The organism is Streptomyces sp. NPDC040622 (genome assembly GCF_055593965.1).
Map to the genome: position 1 here is coordinate 1 of NZ_JBVIXD010000012.1, position 17025 is coordinate 17025.

Consider the following 17025-nt stretch of genomic DNA (forward strand, 5'->3'; position numbering starts at 1 on the left):
AACTTCTCCGTGAAGGCGTCGGCGGTCTTGCCCGCCCACTGCAGGATCGCTTCCTCACCCGCCATGCCCTTGATGTCCCGCAACACCCGGCCGACGTCGTCCGCGAAATCGTGCAGGTTCTTGGCCAGATTGCGCACCCGGTGCGGATCACCCGGCGTCGGATCCTTCTCCAGGTCAAGGACATGCCAGTCCGACGGACGATGACCCGCCATCTCCCCCACCCCCGACACGTCCGCAACTTCCGTAACCGTGCGCACAAGCGAAACTACCGAATCGGGATACCCGCGTGAAGACGAGGAAGCATGGCTACGGCTTCGTCCATGGCTACGGCTTCGTCGGTGTGAAGTTCTTGTCCACCGTGCCGATCTCCGTCCAGCGGTCGCCGTCCCGGCGGTCGAACCACACCGGCCAGTTCCGTGCCGAGCGTCTCTTCTCGAACGAGACCTCGTGGAGGACTCCGTTCACCGAGACGTTCTGGATCTCGCGGTCCAGAGTGTGGCGCAGGGACGCGGGGGAGGCGTCGGGCGGGAGCTTCTTGAGGGCCGCCGCCAGGGCCAGGGCGCCGTCGTACAGCTCCTGGTTGCCGCGTGCCGGGAGGTTCGCGTCGGGCTCGCCCGAGTGGTTGCGGGTGCGGACGACGCCGTCCGGGACGTTCTCGTCGCGCGACTTCGCCTCGGAGAGGTCCGCGGAGTCGGCGCACGCGCCCTCCGCGTCACCCTGGCCGAGCACGGGCCCGTGGAAGCCGTCCGCCCGCAGCGCCTTCGCCCACCACTGGACCGACGCGCCGGCGGGCACCACGACCGCGTCCGCCCGCGCCTTCGCCACCAGCGACGGGACCTGCGACGCCTTCACCTTGTCGGTGTCGACGTCCAGACCCTCGGCGGTGGCTCCGCCCCTGCGCAGCCCGGTCGCGATGCCGTCCTCGCGGTCCACCCAGAGCTTGTCCTCGGCGACCAGGACGCGGCGCGCTCCCGTCTCCGAGCGGAGGTAGCGCGCCATCGCCTCGCCCTGGCGCGCGTCGTCGGCCGGGACGGCGAACGCGCCGCCCGGGTGGGCGTATTCGGTGCAGGTGCTGATCTCGGGCAGGAACGCCTCGTCCGTGTCGTGCACCCAGGCGAAGTCCACGGTGTCGCCGATGACGGCGAGCATGTCCGGGTGCTTCGCCAGCATCTTGCGGGAGCTGACGTCCGGGTCCGCGGTCACCGGGACGACGCGGAAGCGGGCGCCGCTCTTCGCGCCGAGCGTCTCGGCGAACGCGGACTCCACCGTGCGTCGCTGCTGCGTCGTGAACTGGTCGTACTCCGACTTCTCGTCCTCGTCGGCGTAGCGGTCGGAGCCGACGTGACGGTAGCTGTGGGCCACGCCGATCTTGTAGACGATCGGGGCCGCCGAGCCGGAGCCCTCGCCGTCGTCCGCGCTTGCCGCCGAACCGCCGTCGCCCGTGGCGAGGAAACGGATGCCGAGACCCGCGGGTATGCCGATCACGACGATCAGGGCGGTGATCAGGAGCAGGCGGCGTCTGCGGGAGCGGAGGGGTGGGGCGAGGGGCGTGGGGGTCGTCGTGCTGCCGGGCGCGCTCGTCTTGGCGACGCGCGGCACGCCCGGCACGCCTGCCATGCCCGCCACGCCTGCCACCGGTTGGGTGCGGGAGGGCGTGACAGGTGTGGGTCCGGGGCGCGTGCCCCGCTCAGGACGCGTGCCCCGCTCAGGACGCGTCGCGGGCTCGCCCGGCCGCAGGGAAGCCGCCGCCGTCTCCAGCCGGTCCAGCGCCGTCGCCGCGTCCGCGGGGCGGTCCGCCGGATCCTTCGCGAGGAGGTCGAGGACCAGGCGCTCCACCAGGCGCGGCACCTCGGGGCGCGCCGCACCCGGCCGCAGTGGCGCGTCGTTGACGTGGTGGTACATGACGCCGACCGCCGTACCCGTGAACGGCGGTCGGCCGACGAGGAGTTCGTACAGGACGCAGCCCAGCGCGTACAGGTCCGTGCGGCCGTCCCCCGGCTCCTGCCGGAACCGTTCCGGCGCCAGGTACGGCACGCTCCCGAACGGCAGATGCCCCGTCCGCGTGAGACGCGAGTCGCCGGCCGCGCGTTCCACGAACGTGGCGATGCCGAAGTCGACGACCTTCGCGGTGCCGTCCCGCGCGACCATCACGTTGCCGGGTTTGATGTCGCGGTGCACGATGCCGGCCGCGTGGGCGACGGCCAGGGCGCGGCAGACGTCCGCCGCCCAGCGCAGCGCGTCCGCCACCGGGACCCGGCCGTCCTCGCGCAGCACCCTCTCCAGGGAACGGCCCTGTACGAGGGCCATCACCAGGTACGGTGTGCCGTCGTCCTCGCCGTGGTCGTGGACGGCGACGATGTACGGGCTGTCCAGGGAGGCGGCGGCGCGCGCCTCCTGCCGGAAGCGGGCCAGGAGTTGCCGCTGCTCGTCCTCGCCCGCCACCGTCTCCGGCGCGAGGAGCTTGACCGCCACCTCACGGTCCAGGCTCCTGTCGAGCGCCCGCCAGACCTGGCCCATGCCGCCCGCGCCGATCGGCGCGAGCAGCTCGTACCGGCCGTTGAGCAGCCGCCCCCGCACGGTGTTCCCCCTCGATGGCTCTGACGCCGCTGATGCCGCGTCGTGCTAGCGGTTGATGGACTGCACCTCTTCCACCACCACGTCCTGCTCGGCGCCGAACTCACCGTTGGGCAGGGCCTGTTCGCCGTTCACTCCGGTTCCCGTCCAGTGGATCTTCCACGTGACGGTGGCCTTCAGCGGGTACGAGCCATCGCCGGAGGAGCGGAGGTACTTCACTCCGCAGGGCGGTGTCTCCTTGGCGTTGCCCTTGGCGTACGGGCGGCCGATCTTTCCGTCCACGATCTCGCAGACGCCGTCCGTGGGGAACGTCTCCGCGTCCGCGGTGCCCGGGTCGATCTTCAGGGAGACGGGTTCGGCGGTGGTCGTCGCCTGGATGCCCAGGACCGGCACCGACGCCGTGACCGACACCGGCTTGAACTCCGCGCCGTCCAGCCATGCCCAGGTGGGGAGGTTCACCTTCGTGGCCGCCTCGGGGGCGAGAGAAACCTTTGTGCCGGGCACGCGGATCTCGGCGTACGCGAGCTTCGCCAGGATCTCGGGGTCGATGGCCTCGGGGACGTCGGCGGGCGGCGGATCGCCCTTGTCGACCCAGAAGGTCTCCTTGGTGCACTTGTCCCAGCCGGGCGGATAGGACTTGTTGGGGAACGACGTCCACCAGTAGCCCTTCCCGGCCTTGTCCATGTTGAAGTCCTTGTACGGCTCGCCCTCGACGTACCGCTTCCGCTGCTCCAGGTCCCACTGGTGGCCCGTGGAGTCGACGGCCCAGATCGCCTCGCGCTCCTTCTTGAACTGGGCGGGCGTGTACGTGGGGCCGTACCAGCAGGGCGGGGGAGAGTAGGTGCCCGTGGGAGCGATGGCGCCGGACTTGGCACCCGAGCCGTTCTTGGAACGGTCGTAGACGATGCCGCCGGCGGAGGCCAGCAGGGAGCCGTCCTTTTCGTCACCGGACACGGCGGGCGGTGGCGTCGCGGACCCTCCGCCGATTTCCTTCTCGGCGGCGGCCGGTGCCGCTGACAGCAGCACGCAGCCCAGGGCCGCCGCGGCCGTCAGCGCCGCTGGCCTGTACTTCATGGTTGGCATTTGTCGCTCCCCCGAGTCGCGTTCAGCTTGGTGGTGACCCAGACGCCCGCGTCGTTCTTGCGCAGCTCGGCCGCGTAGAGCACGTAGCTGTTCTTCGTGGCGGGCGACTTGTCGATTTTGTTTTTCTTGAGGTACTTGTCGTACACCTTGCTCTGGTCCTCGCAGTACGTGAGGCCCGCGCCGCTGCCTTCGGCCGTGACGGTCGCGGCGTAGTAGCGGTAGGACCCGGTGGTGCGGGCCTGCGCCTTCGCGTAGGCCTGGATGTACTTCTCCGCGTTCGCCGCCGCTTCACCCTCGTGGTAGAAGCGCATGGCCTTGCCGGCCGGCTCCTTGTCGGCGATGGCCATGTCCACCGACTGGATCGCCTGCTGCCGGTCGGCGAGCACCGCGTCCTTGGTCTTGTCGCCGGTCTTCGGCCACTGGAAGTCGAACGTCACATCGGACGGCAGCTCGATCTTCGGCCGGTCCGCCACCGCGTCCGCGGGCTCGCTCGGCGTGGTCGACTTTTCGTCGCCCTGTTCCGCGCCGGCGATCTTGTCGTCGTCCTTGGGCTTGTCGTCGCTGCCGCAGGATGTGAGCAGCAGTGCTGCGGACGCGGCGAGGGCGACCGTCGCGAGGCGGAGAGGGCGGTTCACTGTCGGCTCCTGGCAGGTGGGAGATGGCGCGAGCTCAGCACGCTAGTGCGGAGCGGGGCCCGATACCAGGGAGATGTGTGGTCATGAAAGGGGCGCCGGGGACGTATCGCCCCGAACTCATGTCACAGTTCTGTGTCCGAAAGCAGTACCCTCGCCCGCCCTCCCTCGACCTCCCCAGGCCCCTCCCCGGGCCCCTCCTCAGATCCTCCCCGTCCTCCGCGGGTCCTCCGCGATCTCCCTCGGCCCTTCACCGTCCTCAGCCCTTCACCGCCCCGCCCAGCGCGAAGCCCCCGCCCAGCTTCCGCGAGACCAGGACGTACAGGAGGATCACCGGCGTCGAGTAGAGGATGGAGAACGCGGCCAGCTGGCCGTAGACCACCGTTCCCTTGTTGCCGAAGAAGTCGTTGATGCTGACCGACGCCGGCATCTGCTCCGGGGTGAGCAGGAGCATGAAGGGGACGAAGAAGTTGCCCCACATCATGACGAACGAGAAGACGGTCACCACGGCCACGCCGGGGCCCATCAGAGGCAGCACGATGCGCAGCAGGGACTGGAAGGACGACGCGCCGTCCGTCCACGCCGCCTCCTCCAGCTCCTTCGGTACGCCGTCCATGAAGTTCTTCATCAGCCAGATGGCGAAGGGGAGTTGGGACGCGGCGAAGAAGAAGATCGTGCCCTGCATCGTGTCGATCAGGTCGACCTGCACGAACAGCGCGTACACCGGCACCATGATGGCCGTGATCGGCAGGCTCGTCACGAAGAGGATCGTCAGCATGAACGGGCGGTTCAGGCGGGAGCGGTAGCGGGAGAGCGGGTACGCGGCGAGTGCCGCGCAGACCACCGTGAGCAGGGTGCCGCCGCCGCAGAGCAGCAGGCTGTTCAGAAGCGGGGTGAAGGTGATCTCGGGGGTCAGGACCTTGTCGTAGTTGTCCAGGGTGAGGCTGTCGGGGAGCCGCACCCGGAGGTCCGCCTTCGGGTCGAAGGAGGAAAGCACCACCCAGGCCAGCGGGAGCACGAACGCCGCGGCCACGACCAGCAGGCCCGCGTCGGCCGCCAGCCGATGGCTCGTGCGGCGGGAACGGAGCGTACGGCGGGCGCGCCGGGATGAGCGCCGGGCGGGGCCTGAACTCGGCACCGCGGAAGGTGTCTTGACGGTCACTCAGACCTCCGTACGCAGCAGGCGCATGTATACGAGGGAGAAGAGCGAGCCGACCAGCAGGAGCAGGAGCGCCACGGCCGTGCCGTAGCCGATCATGCTCTTCTGGAAGGCCTGCTCGTACATGAAGAGCGGGAGCGTCTGGCTGCGGTTTCCCGGCCCGCCGCGCGTCATCACCCAGATCAGACCGAAGACGGAGAGCGTCTGGAGGGTGTTGAGCATGAGGTTCGTGCCGATCGAGCGGCGGATCATCGGCAGCGTGATGTGCCACATGCGGCGCCAGCCGCTCGCGCCGTCGACCTCCGCGGCCTCGGTGATCTCCTTGGGGATCTCGTTGAGGGCGGCGGAGTAGACCAGCATCGAGAACGCCGTCCCGCGCCAGACGTTGGCGAACGACACCGCCAGGATCGGCAGCGTGAACATCCAGTTCTGGGACGGGAGATGGAGGAAGTCGAGCACGGCGTTGAGGGTGCCCTCGCGGCGGAAGAACGCGTACAGGAGGAAGCCGGCGACGACCTCCGGCAGCACCCAGGCCGTGACGACGACGGCGCCCGTGAGGGTGCGGACCGGCTTGGACGCGCGCTGCATCAGGGAGGCGAGGGCGAGGCCCAGCGTGTTCTGGCCGATGAGGGAGGAGAGGACGGTGAAGACCAGGGTGAGCCAGACCGCGTTGAGGAACCGCTCGTCGCCGAACGCCTCGCGGAAGTTGTCGAAACCCACGAAGCTCGACTCGGCCTGTCCGGTGAGCTGGAGGTCGGTGAAGGCGATGTACGCGCAGTAGCCGATCGGGCCCGCGAGGAAGAGGGCGAGCAGGATGACTGCGGGGGAGACGGGCAGGGCCCGGAGCAGGCCTCGCCGGGCGCGGGCGCGCGGGGTCGGCGGCGCGCCGGCCGGACCCGGCGACGTCTTGACGACGCCGCCCGGGCCCGCGGGGGATGCGGTGGTCACGTGCGGACACTCACTCTCTGGTGACGGCGGTGACGGCGGTGACGGCGGTGACGGCGGTGACGGCGGTGGCGGCGGTGGCGGCGGTGACGGGCCGACGGGTCGCGCTACTTCTCGATCACCTTGCCGTCCGTCGCCGACTCGACCTCCTCGTCGTACCCGCTCGCCGCGTCGGCCACCGAGCCGTCGCCCGTCGTCACCGACTCCATCGCCTCCTGGATCGCCGTCGAGACCTTCGGGTACGCGGGGAACGCGGGCCGGTAGTGCGTCTGCGAGACGAGGTCCGTGAAGAACTTGATGCCGGGCTGCGCCTTCACGTACGACGGGTCGGCGGCGACGTCCTCACGTACCGAGATGCCGGAGTTGGCGATGTACCACTTCTTGGCGTTGTCCTTGGTCTGCATCGTCTCGATGAACTTGAAGGCCAGGTCGGGGTTGCTCGCCTTGGACGGGACCGCCCAGGTCCAGCCGCCGGACATGCTCACCTTGCCGGGGGCCTGGCCGTGCTGGGTCGGCATGGCCGCGAGGCCCAGTTTCCGCGACCACTCGGGCCACTCGTGTCCCGCGCCCTTGCCCCAGTCCTGCGGCAGCCACGAGCCGTCGAGGTTGATCGCCAGCTTGTCCTCGGGCAGCAGCTCACCGCGCACGCGGGTGGCGAAGTTGGGGTCCAGCGCGTCCGACACGTCCGGGCCGAGCTTCTCCTTGTAGACGGTCTCCACGAACGACAGGGAGTCCTTGAAGCCCTTGCTGCCGGTGACCCACTTCTTCGTCTTCGGGTCGTACAGGGGGTCCTTGCCCGTGCCGTACGCGAGCATCTCGAAGCCCTGCATGGTCGCGGCCTCACCGGCCGGCTTGCCCGTGTACACGTTCAGCGGGGTGACGCCGGGGACCTTCTCCTTGACCGTACGGGCCGCTTCGAGCACCTCGTCCCAGGTCTTCGGCTGCCAGTTCTCCGGCAGGCCCGCCTTCTTGAAGATCGCCTTGCTGAACCAGAGTCCGCGGGTGTCCGTGCCGTCCGGCACGCCGTACGTCTTGCCGTCGGCCGCCTTCGCCGCCGTCTTGGCCGTGTCGATGAACTGGTCCCAGTCCTTCCACTTGGCCAGGTACGGATCGAGCGGCTTCAGGTACCCGCTGGTGATGTCCGAGTTGATGAGGAAGGTGTCCTCGTAGACCAGGTCGGGGGCGGTCTTGGGGGAGCGCAGCATCTGCTGCAGCTTCGTGTAGTACTCGGAGTCCGGCGCCTTGATCGGCACCAGCTTGACCTTCTTGCCGGGGTTCGCCTTCTCGAACTGCTTCTTGATGCCCTCCAGATAGGTGTCCATGACCTTGATCTGGTTGTCCGTGGACTGCTTGAAGGAGATCCTCACGGTGTCGGGGTCGTCGCCGGAGCCGCCGCCGCACGCGGTGAGGGTGCCGGCGGCGAGCAGGGTCGAGGCGGCGAGGAGCAGAGGGGTGGTGGTGGGGCGCACGGGCACGACCTCCTACTGGCCGACGCGGCTGGGTCGCCACGCGGGGCTGCAACGCGGGTTGCCCGGTGAACGTAAGGGCGTGCTCGGAGCAAGGTCAATGCCCCTGCGGACGCTGGGCATCGTTGCTTGTCACCAACGTGACAACGTTGTTATCGGGCGTACGTTGGTGAGGCCTCCGGGGTGGGAAGAGGCGGGCGCCCGGGGGGAGTTCGGCGGAGTTCAGTCGTTCGGGGTGAGCCAGCGGTACACCAGTTCGGGCCGGCCGACGTGACCGTACTGGGGGCTGCGGGCCGCGCGGGCCGTGTCGACCAGGTGCTCCAGGTAGCGGCGCGCGGTGATCCGGGACAGGCCCGCCGACTGGGCGGCCGCGGTGGCGGTCAGGCCCTCGGGGGCGGCGCGCAGGGTGTGGATGACGCGTTCCAGGGTGGGGCCGCTGAGGCCCTTCGGCAGGTCGGCGGGGCCCGGCGCGCGCAGGGTGGCGAGCGCGCGGTCCACCTCGTCCTGGCCGGTCGCCTCGCCCTCCGCCGCGACCGTGCGGAACTCCGCGTAGCGGGTGAGGCGGTCGCGGAGCGTCGCGAAGGTGAAGGGCTTCAGGACGTACTGGACGACACCGAGGGAGACACCCTCGCGGACCACCGCCAGATCGCGGGCCGACGTCACCGCTATCACGTCCGTGGGATGGCCCGCGGCGCGCAGCGAGCGGGCCAGCTGGAGACCGTGGCCGTCCGGTAGGTGCAGGTCCAGGAGGATCAGGTCGACCGGGGTGCGGTCGAGGGTGCGGCGGGCCTCGGCCGCGGAGTGCGCGGGGCGTTCGACGGCCTCGAAACCGGAAACGCGGTTCACGTACAGGACGTGGGCGTCCGCCGCCACGGGGTCGTCCTCGACTACGAGTACGCGGATGGTCACCGGGCGCCTCCCTGGTCGCTGCTGTCACCGGTCGTCGCGAGCGTCACCTCGAATTCCGCGCCGCCCTCGGGGGATTCTCGTACCGTCAGCGTGCCGCCGTTGCGGGTGACCGTCTGGTGGACCAGGGCCAGGCCCAGACCGCGGCCCGTCGGCGCCTTCGTCGACCAGCCCCGTTCGAAGACCTGCTTGCGCTGGGCGGGGTCGACGCCCGGGCCCGTGTCCGAGACGCGCAGCAGGAGGCCCGCCTCGTCCGCCCGCGCGGTCACGGTGACCCGGGCCGCGTGGGAGCCCTGCGCCGCGTCGACCGCGTTGTCGATGAGGTTGCCGAGGACCGTCACCAGGTCGCGGGCGGGCAGGGACGCGGGGAGCATGCCGTCGTCGATGCTGCTGTCGTCGGAGACGACGAGCTCCACGCCGTGTTCGTTGGCCTGTGCCGCCTTGCCGAGCAGCAGGGCCGCGAGGACGGGTTCGCTGACGGCGGCCACCACCTGGTCCGTCAGCGCCTGGGCCAGCTCGAGCTCGGCCGTGGCGAAGTCGACCGCCTCGTCCGCGCGGCCGAGTTCGATGAGGGAGACCACCGTGTGGAGCCGGTTGGCGGCCTCGTGGGCCTGTGAGCGCAGGGCCCGGGTGAAGCCGCGTTCGGAGTCCAGCTCCCCGGCGAGCGCCTGGAGTTCGGTGTGGTCGCGCAGGGTCACCACCGTGCCGCGGCGCTCGCCGCCCGTCACCGGCGAGGTGTTGAGGACCACCACGCGGTCGGCGGTCAGATGCAGCTCGTCGACGCGGGGCTCGGCGGCGAGCAGCGCGCCGGTGAGCGGGACGGGCAGCCCGAGCTCGGCGACGTTGCGGCCGATGACGGGGCCTTGGTGGACGCCGAGCAGTTCGCGGCCGCCGTCGTTGATGAGCGCGACCCGCCGTTGCCCGTCCAGCATCAGCAGTCCCTCGCGCACCGCGTGCAGTGCCGCCTCGTGGTAGTCGTGCATGCGGCTGAGCTCGGCGGCGTTCATGCCGTGCGTGCTGCGGCGCAGGCGCGCGTTGATGACGTACGTGCCGATGCCGCCGAGCACGAGCGCCGCCGCGGCGACCCCGAGCAGCGCGACGAGCTGGCCGCGGGCCTTCGCCGTGATCTCCTCGATGGTGATGCCCGCGCTGACCAGGCCGACGATGTCGCCCTGCCCCTCCTTCGCGCCGCCCCAGACCGGGGTGACGACCCGCACCGAGGGGCCGAGCGTGCCCGTGTACGTCTCCGCGAACGTCCTGCCGCGCAGGGCGTCCGCCCGGTGGCCGAGGAAGCGTTCGCCGATGCGCCGCTCGTCGGGGTGCGTCCAGCGGATGCCGTGCGGGTCCATGATCGTGACGAAGTCGACGCCGGTGTTCCCCTGCACCCGTGCCGCGTACGGCTGGAGCTCCCCGGACGGGTCGCCGCCACCGATGGCCTCCCGTACCGAGGGGGAGTCCGCGACGGCCCGCGCCGCCGCGGTCGCCTGGCGGCGCGCGCCCTCCTCCGCCTGGTGCTTGTCGCTGAGGTAGGTGAAGAGCGCGCACCCGGCGACCACCACCGTCACCAGCACGATCTGCATCGCGAAGAGCTGGCCCGCCAGGCTGCGGGGCAGCCGGCGAGGCCGGGCGGACGGGGTGCGGGACATGCTGCCAGTCTGCCTTCTCGTATAAGTGCGAACTAAATGAACGCAAGGGTGACCGCCCTCACAGGGCGGGAGATAGTCACCGGGATCGCCCAGGACGTGGGCCGCGGACCGCACGGCGGGTGCGAGCCGCACGTCCGGGGTCCGCATCGGCCGCCAGGGACGGGGGCCGACCGCCCGGGACGTGAGCCGCACGCACCGCAGGCACCACAACGCCGACGTCGTCGTTCAAGGAGGGCCCCGTGACCAGCACGGCCGACCCACAAGCGCAGCCCGCAGCCAGGCGGGACCGCACGCACTACCTCTACATCGCCGTCATCGGTGCCGTCCTGCTCGGTATCGCCGTCGGTTTCATCTGGCCGGACTTCGCCAAGGAACTGAAGCCCGTCGGCGCCGGCTTCGTGAACCTGATCAAGATGATGATCTCGCCGATCATCTTCTGCACGATCGTTCTCGGCATCGGTTCGGTGCGCAAGGCCGCCAAGGTCGGCAAGGTGGGCGGGCTCGCGCTCGCCTACTTCATGGCGATGTCCGTCGTCGCGCTCGCCATCGGCCTCGTCGTCGGCAACATCCTGCACCCGGGCTCGGGCATGGACCTCACCGAGTCCGTGAAGGGCGTGGGCCACAGCGCGGCCGAGGAGGCGGACAAGGGCCTCGTCGACTTCGTCCTCGGTATCATCCCGACCACGATGGTCTCCGCCTTCACCCAGCAGGAAGTGCTGCAGACGCTGCTCGTGGCGCTGCTCGTCGGCTTCGCGCTGCAGGCCATGGGACGCTCCGGCGAGCCGGTGCTGCGCGGCATCGAGCACATCCAGAAGCTGGTCTTCCGGGTGCTCGGCATGATCATGTGGGCCGCTCCGGTGGGCGCGTTCGGTGCGATGGCCGCCGTCATCGGCGAGACCGGCGTCGACGCGCTCAAGGCGCTCGCCACGATCATGATCGGGTTCTACGTCACCTGCGCGCTGTTCGTCGTGGTCGTGCTCGGCACGCTCGTGCGGATCGTGACCGGCGTCAACCTCTTCAAGCTGCTCAAGTACCTGGGCCGTGAGTTCCTGCTCATCCTCTCCACCTCCTCCTCCGAGTCCGCGCTGCCGCGGCTCATCGCGAAGATGGAGCACCTGGGGGTCAGCCGCCCGGTCGTCGGCATCACCGTCCCGACCGGCTACTCCTTCAACCTCGACGGCACCATGATCTACCTGACCATGGCCTCGCTCTTCATCGCCGACGCCATGGACCAGCCGCTCGGCATCGGCGAGCAGATCTCGCTGCTGCTCTTCATGATGGTCGCGTCCAAGGGCGCGGCGGGCGTCTCGGGCTCGGGCATCGCGGTCCTCGCGAGCGGTCTGCAGTCGCACAAGCCCGCGCTGGTCGACGGCGTCGGCCTGATCATCGGCGTCGACCGCTTCATGAGCGAGGCCCGCGCCCTCACGAACTTCGCGGGCAACGCGGTCGCCACCCTCCTGATCGGCACCTGGACCAAGGAGGTCGACAGGGAGCGGGTCGAGGAGGTGCTCGCGGGCCGGCTGCCCTTCGACGAACGCACGCTGGTGGACGACGGGCACGGGGCGTCGTCGGCGGCGCCGGACGACCGTGAGGCGGACGTGCCGGAGCAGCAGCGGGGCGACGGCAAGGAGCCGGTGAAGGCGTAGCCGCCGGGCCGGCGGAACGGTTCGCCGAGCCATCTGACCAGGCCGCCGGAACGGGGCCGTTCGGGCGCCGCCCGCGACGTACGGGACTTCCCCCTCGTACGGCGCGGGCGGCGCTGTCTTCGGTGGGTGTGGGAGGGCGGCCCGCGTCAGGCGAGCCCGGCGATGATCTCCCGTGCCCGCTCCACCGGGACGCCTGCCGAGAGCAGCGCCGTGGACGCGGCGGCCAGGCCCGCGTCCTCCGGTTCGAGCAGTCCGTCGTTGACGGCCTCCATCAGGCCGAAGAGCTGCTGCTCGTGGACGTAGGCGAGGGCGGCGGGCGGCAGTGTCGAGCTGAACTCACCCTTCTCCAGGCCGAGTTGGAGCACGTTCACGCACTCGTCGCGGACCGGGGCGAGCCGCTGCCTGATGCCCTCCATCGCGACGCTGCGCTGGGCGAGGGCGACGAGCAGGCGGTAGCCGTCGGCGATCTCCCACACGGCGACCATCGAGTGGGCGAGCGACTCGGCGGGGTCGTCCGACCGCGCGCGCCCGGAGGCGTGCGCCGCGGCGACGTCCTCGACGGCGCCGTCGATGAGCGCGCCGATCAGCGCCTCCCGGCTGGGGAAGTGGCCGTACACCGTCCTGCGCACCACGCCCGCGGCGCGCGCGATCTGGTCCATCGAGGCGTCCGGGTCGCGCAGCAGCTCGGCGAGGGCCACCTCCAGGATGCGGCGGCGGTTGGCGTCGGCTCGGCTCATGGCCCCCATTGTGCACGCGAGTCCGTGTGCGGGTTCCGAGGCGTGTCGTCCGTCCGTTTTGCACAGCGGTGTGCAGTGGCGTAAGTTGCACACTCGTGTGTAATTGCACAGCGATGTGCAAGGTCACCGGGCAGGCAGGAACGTACATGGAGCAGGGAAGGGTGAGGCTTCGGTGGCTCTACTCATGAAGCAACCGGTCGAGGAGATGAAGCAGCCGTACGCGCGCCGCTGGTGGGCGCTGCTGGTGCTCTGTCTGAGCCTCCTGATCATCGTGATGGCGAACACGGCGCTGACCGTCGCCGCCCCCGACATGACCAAGGACCTCGGGCTCTCCAGCTCCGACCTGCAGTGGGTCATCGACGGCTACACCGTCCCCTACGCCGCACTGATGCTGCTGCTCGGCGCGATCGGCGACAAGTACAGCCGGCGCGGCGCGCTCGTCCTCGGCCTCGTCGTCTTCGGCGCGGGATCGGTCGCGGGCTCCCTCGTCGACAGCTCGGGCGGGGTCATCGCGGCCCGCGCGGTGATGGGCTTCGGCGCGGCGATGATCATGCCGGCCACGCTGTCGCTGCTCGCCGCGACCTTCCCGCGCGCGGAGCGGGCCAAGGCGATCGTGCTGTGGACCGCCACGGCGGGCCTCGCGATCGCGGCGGGGCCGCTGGTCGCGGGCGCGCTCCTGGAGAACCACGGCTGGGCGTCGACCTTCCTGATCAACGTGCCGGTGGCCGTTGTCGCGATCGTCGGAGCCCTGGCGCTCATCCCGCCGTCCAAGGCGGGACACCAGAACCGGATCGACTACGTCGGCGGTCTGCTCTCCGTCGTCTGGACCGGCGCGCTGGTCTACATGATCATTCAGGGACCGCACTTCGGCTGGGACGCGAAGGCGATCTCGGCGGCGGTCGTCGCGGGCGTCGGCCTGCTGGCCTTCGTCGCCTGGGAGCTGCGCCACCCGCACCCGATCCTGAACGTCCGCCGCTTCCTCGACCGGCGCTTCGCCGGCTCGAACCTCGCGGTCGCGCTGTTCTTCCTCGCGGTCTTCGGCGCGTTCTACTACCTCACCCAGCACCTCCAGTTCGTGCTCGGCTACAACCCGCTGGAGACGGGCGTGCGCATGCTGCCGCTCGCGGGCGCGGTATTCGTCGGCTCGGCGCTGACCGGGTACCTGACCCCGCGCATCGGCATGAAGATCACGGTGTCGGCGGGCATGGTCGCGGGCACGGTGGCGCTCGCGCTCCTGACGCGGGTCGACGCGTCCTCCTCGTACGGTGACTTCGTCGCCCCGCTGATCATCCTGGGCCTGGCCATCGGCCTGGCGCTCTCGCCCTGCACCGACGCCATCATGGGCGCGTTCCCCGAGTCCGAACTCGGCGTCGGCGGCGCGGTCAACGACACCTCCCTGGAGCTCGGCGGCTCGCTCGGCATCGCCATCCTCGGCTCGGTGCTGGCCAGCTCCTACTCCTCCAAGCTGGCGGACGCGGCCTCGGCCTCCGGGACGAAGCTCCCCGACGGCACGCTGGAGACCGCACAGGACTCGGTCGGCGCGGGGTACGCGGTGGCGCAGGGCATCGGCGACCAGGCGCGCGCGGCGGCGGAGAAGGCGGCCCACGCCGGTTCGCAGCAGCAGGCCGCTCAGCTCAAGGGCCAGGCCGACCAACTCGCGCAGGGCGCGGGCAAGATGGCCGACGCGGTCGGCTCCGCGTTCTCGGACGCGGTGGCGCACACGAGCCTGATCGGCGCGGGCATCCTCGGCGTCGGCACGGTCCTCGTGGCGGTCCTCCTGCCCCGCAAGGGCCGGAACGCGCCGGCGCCCGCCGACGCCGGGGACCCCTCGCACGACCGCACCCCGGACCGGGAGCCGCAGCCCCAGCACTGAGCCGAGGCCGCGGGGTTCGCCCCGCGCCCCACCACTCCGGCCCGAGGCCGGGCCGACCCGACGGGGGGCGGCCCGGCCTCGGGCGGTTCTCGTCCTCGGGCCGGTCTCGTCCTCGGGTCGGTCCCGTCCACGGTCCGCAATCGCGGGGCTGACGTGGCCCGTTAGCCTCGACGGCGTCGGTGTTGACCTACGCCGACGTTCATGGGGGAAGGGAAAAGTCATGGCGCCCAAGCCGGTTCATGCCGCCATCGGGGAGATGTGGATCAACTGCCAGGTGTGCGGTGGGAACCAGTTCCGTGAGCGGGAGGTCAAGCTCAACAGCTTCGGCATGGAGTTCATGAAGTTGGCCTGGGCCGACGAGGCGGCGACGGGGCTGATCTGCTGGCGGTGCGGATACGTGCACCTCTTTGTGAACCGGAACATCCAGCTCTACCGCGCGGACAAGTGAGCGCGGGGTCCCTGCGTTCCGGGCGGCCCCGGGCGAAGAGGTCGCTGGAAAACCATTGACACCACTCCAGGCGAAGTACTATGTTCGGACCACTTCAAGCAGAGTACAACGACCAATGTGCTTCGAGCGTTGCAAGAGGAGACAGATGCGAACCCAGCGGCAACCCCGCGGCCAGTCCGCGTTCCCGTCCCGGAACGCGCGGCCGCACCGGCCCTTCCCGCAGCCGGCCAAGCCCCGTTCCGTGCCGGCCCCCCGGCCGCTCCCCAAGCCCGGGAGCCGCAGCTGACCGGCCGCGGCACGCTCCCGACCGACCGCCACGACCACCCCGACCGTCGCCCTCAAGGAGTCCGCATGCGAAAGCTCGTCTACTTCATCGCCGTCAGCATCGACGGATTCATCGCGGGCCCCGACGGCGCCGACCCCTCGGGCCCCGACGGCTTCTGGCCGATCGGACAGGACTACGTCCAGGAACTCGCCGCGTCCTACCCCGAGACCCTCCCGGCCCCGGCCAGGGAAGCCCTCGGCGTCACCGCGGAGGGGACCCGGTTCGACACGGTCATCGAGGGCCGCAGGACGTACCAGATCGGCCTGGACGCCGGATTCGCCAACTGTTACCCGCACTTGAGGCACCTGGTGTTCTCGCGCACCCTCACCGAGAGCCCCGACCCGGGCGTCGAGCTGGTCGCGGGCGACCCCGTCGAGAGGGTGCGGGAGCTGAAGCGGGAGGACGGCAAGGACATCTGGCTGTGCGGCGGCGGCGAGCTCGCCGGCGTGCTGCGCGGCGAGATCGACCGTCTCGTCGTCAAGCTCGGCCCGCTGACGCTCGGTTCGGGCATCCCGCTCTTCGGGGACAAGGCCGCGTTCGACCCCGTCCTGTACGAGCGGACGGACGCCGCCCTCCTCGACAGCGGCACCGTCTTCCTCACCTACGACAAGGTGAACGGCGGGGCGGCGGACGCCTCTTAGCGGGCCGGGGGCGTCTCCTGACGGTCGTCGTCGGGCGTGGCAGGCGCGGCGAGCCGATGGCCCTCACCCGCGGCGGACCTGAGCAGGACGTCCGTCAGCTCGCCGGGGGTGGAGATCATCGGCCAGTGCCCGGTGGCGATCTCGAAGAAGCCCGCGTCGGGCCGGACGAGCCCCTGCACGAGCGGCAGGCCCGACGCCACGAGCGCCTCCAGCGTGGAAATGTCCGTCGCGCCGCCGTCGGTGCAGAAGACGCCCGTGAGCGGCAGACCGGCGGCCGCTCCGGAAAGCCGCAGCTTCTGGTCGAGCGGGCCCAGCGGCTGCGGTGAGGCGAGGCGCACGATCCGGTCCAGCGCGTCCGGGGCCACGCCCGCGAGGTTCCCCCACTCCTGCCACTCCGCCCGCGTCGGCGCGGGGATCCGCCAGCCGTCCTCGGCGCGCTCCGCCTGTCCCAACACGCGGTCGCGGGTCGCCCCTTCGGGCATCGCCTCGCGCACCTGGTCCAGCATGGAGAAGCCGTCCTGCGGCATGGGGGAGTCCAGGTAGACGACCCGGGCGACCCGTTCGGGGCGCCGGTCGGCGGCGCCGACGGCCGGATAGATGCCGTAGCAGTAGCCGACGAGCACCACATCGGGCACGTCCAAGTGGTCGATCAGCTGCGTCAGATCCTCGATGTGCGTCTCCAGGCCGGTCCCGGGGCCCGCCAGATGGCGGCGCTCACCCGTGCCGGTGAGCGTCGCCGGATGTGCCTCCGCCCCCGCCGCCCGCAGCCCCGCCACCACGTCCCGCCAGATCCAGCCGCCCGTGTACCCGCCCGACACCAGCACGAACGTCGTCATGAGTCCTCCTCGTACACCGAGTACACCGCGTGCACCGAGCACACCGTGTGCACCTCATACATCCGGGTCCGCGCGGACCGCCCGACGTGCCGCCCGCGCTCGCCGGTA

14 protein-coding genes and 1 pseudogene are annotated in these 17025 nt (G+C 70.8%); 4 read left to right on the forward strand and 11 right to left on the reverse strand.

Features of this window, described 5'->3' with window-relative positions; all coding sequences use genetic code 11:
- The 9 genes and pseudogenes from ACZ592_RS31635 to ACZ592_RS31675 form a co-directional block, all read right to left on the reverse strand.
- Positions 1-212 (reverse strand): annotated as a pseudogene (locus ACZ592_RS31635) (putative T7SS-secreted protein); the annotation flags it as partial.
- Positions 213-324: 112 nt separating this feature from the next.
- Positions 325-2577, reverse strand: coding sequence for a protein kinase domain-containing protein (locus tag ACZ592_RS31640; RefSeq protein ID WP_471585118.1), 2253 nt, complete (start codon positions 2575-2577; stop codon positions 325-327).
- A gap of 45 nt (positions 2578-2622) precedes the next feature.
- Positions 2623-3657, reverse strand: coding sequence for a hypothetical protein (locus ACZ592_RS31645; protein ID WP_471585119.1), 1035 nt, complete (start codon positions 3655-3657; stop codon positions 2623-2625).
- Entirely contained in the window at positions 3645-4292 is a 648-nt protein-coding gene (locus tag ACZ592_RS31650; RefSeq protein ID WP_471585120.1) for a hypothetical protein, read from the reverse strand. The genes ACZ592_RS31645 and ACZ592_RS31650 overlap by 13 nt, the downstream gene beginning before the upstream one ends.
- 256 nt (positions 4293-4548) lie before the next feature.
- Positions 4549-5427: a carbohydrate ABC transporter permease gene (locus ACZ592_RS31655; protein WP_471585339.1), complete on the reverse strand. Its 879-nt coding sequence runs from the start codon at positions 5425-5427 to the stop codon at positions 4549-4551.
- A gap of 24 nt (positions 5428-5451) precedes the next feature.
- Positions 5452-6396 carry a carbohydrate ABC transporter permease gene (locus ACZ592_RS31660; protein WP_471585121.1) on the reverse strand — a complete coding sequence of 315 codons (945 nt, stop codon included), beginning with the start codon at positions 6394-6396 and terminating at the stop codon, positions 5452-5454.
- Positions 6397-6500: 104 nt separating this feature from the next.
- Positions 6501-7868 (reverse strand): extracellular solute-binding protein, encoded by a 1368-nt coding sequence (locus ACZ592_RS31665; RefSeq protein ID WP_471585122.1) that lies wholly within the window; start codon positions 7866-7868, stop codon positions 6501-6503.
- A 213-nt stretch (positions 7869-8081) separates the two neighbouring features.
- Positions 8082-8768, reverse strand: coding sequence for a response regulator (locus ACZ592_RS31670; protein ID WP_471585123.1), 687 nt, complete (start codon positions 8766-8768; stop codon positions 8082-8084).
- A complete protein-coding gene (locus ACZ592_RS31675) occupies positions 8765-10411 on the reverse strand; it encodes a sensor histidine kinase (RefSeq protein ID WP_471585124.1) in 1647 nt (548 codons plus the stop codon). Before ACZ592_RS31675 ends, ACZ592_RS31670 begins: the two co-directional genes overlap by 4 nt.
- A 239-nt stretch (positions 10412-10650) precedes the next feature.
- Here ACZ592_RS31675 and ACZ592_RS31680 point away from each other — a divergent pair, with 239 nt between their 5' ends.
- Entirely contained in the window at positions 10651-12057 is a 1407-nt protein-coding gene (locus tag ACZ592_RS31680; RefSeq protein ID WP_471585125.1) for a cation:dicarboxylate symporter family transporter, read from the forward strand.
- Positions 12058-12203: 146 nt separating this feature from the next.
- Here the strand turns inward: ACZ592_RS31680 and ACZ592_RS31685 are convergent, their stop codons facing one another.
- Positions 12204-12794 (reverse strand): TetR/AcrR family transcriptional regulator, encoded by a 591-nt coding sequence (locus ACZ592_RS31685; RefSeq protein WP_471585126.1) that lies wholly within the window; start codon positions 12792-12794, stop codon positions 12204-12206.
- 184 nt (positions 12795-12978) lie between these two features.
- Here ACZ592_RS31685 and ACZ592_RS31690 point away from each other — a divergent pair, with 184 nt between their 5' ends.
- From ACZ592_RS31690 to ACZ592_RS31700, 3 genes are all read left to right on the forward strand, one after another.
- The gene (locus ACZ592_RS31690; protein ID WP_471585127.1) at positions 12979-14667 is read left to right on the forward strand and encodes an MFS transporter; all 1689 of its coding nucleotides are present in this window, start codon (positions 12979-12981) and stop codon (positions 14665-14667) included.
- A gap of 220 nt (positions 14668-14887) precedes the next feature.
- Positions 14888-15115, forward strand: a complete 228-nt coding sequence (locus tag ACZ592_RS31695; RefSeq protein WP_471585128.1) for a hypothetical protein — start codon at positions 14888-14890, stop codon at positions 15113-15115.
- A gap of 351 nt (positions 15116-15466) precedes the next feature.
- Entirely contained in the window at positions 15467-16081 is a 615-nt protein-coding gene (locus ACZ592_RS31700; protein WP_471585129.1) for a dihydrofolate reductase family protein, read from the forward strand.
- Here the strand turns inward: ACZ592_RS31700 and ACZ592_RS31705 are convergent.
- Complete coding sequence (locus tag ACZ592_RS31705; protein WP_471585130.1) at positions 16078-16917, reverse strand: alpha/beta fold hydrolase; 840 nt, start codon at positions 16915-16917, stop codon at positions 16078-16080. The genes ACZ592_RS31700 and ACZ592_RS31705 overlap by 4 nt on opposite strands.
- Between the last annotated feature and the right edge of the window lie 108 nt (positions 16918-17025).

Coding starts and splice junctions, on each gene's coding strand:
- ACZ592_RS31690 (WP_471585127.1), top strand. CDS start 12,979: ATGAAGCAACCGGTCGAGGAGATGAAGCAGCCGTACGCGCGCCGCTGG.
- ACZ592_RS31685 (WP_471585126.1), bottom strand. CDS start 12,794: ATGAGCCGAGCCGACGCCAACCGCCGCCGCATCCTGGAGGTGGCCCTC.
- ACZ592_RS31700 (WP_471585129.1), top strand. CDS start 15,467: ATGCGAAAGCTCGTCTACTTCATCGCCGTCAGCATCGACGGATTCATC.
- ACZ592_RS31645 (WP_471585119.1), bottom strand. CDS start 3,657: ATGCCAACCATGAAGTACAGGCCAGCGGCGCTGACGGCCGCGGCGGCC.
- ACZ592_RS31675 (WP_471585124.1), bottom strand. CDS start 10,411: ATGTCCCGCACCCCGTCCGCCCGGCCTCGCCGGCTGCCCCGCAGCCTG.
- ACZ592_RS31695 (WP_471585128.1), top strand. CDS start 14,888: ATGGCGCCCAAGCCGGTTCATGCCGCCATCGGGGAGATGTGGATCAAC.
- ACZ592_RS31705 (WP_471585130.1), bottom strand. CDS start 16,917: ATGACGACGTTCGTGCTGGTGTCGGGCGGGTACACGGGCGGCTGGATC.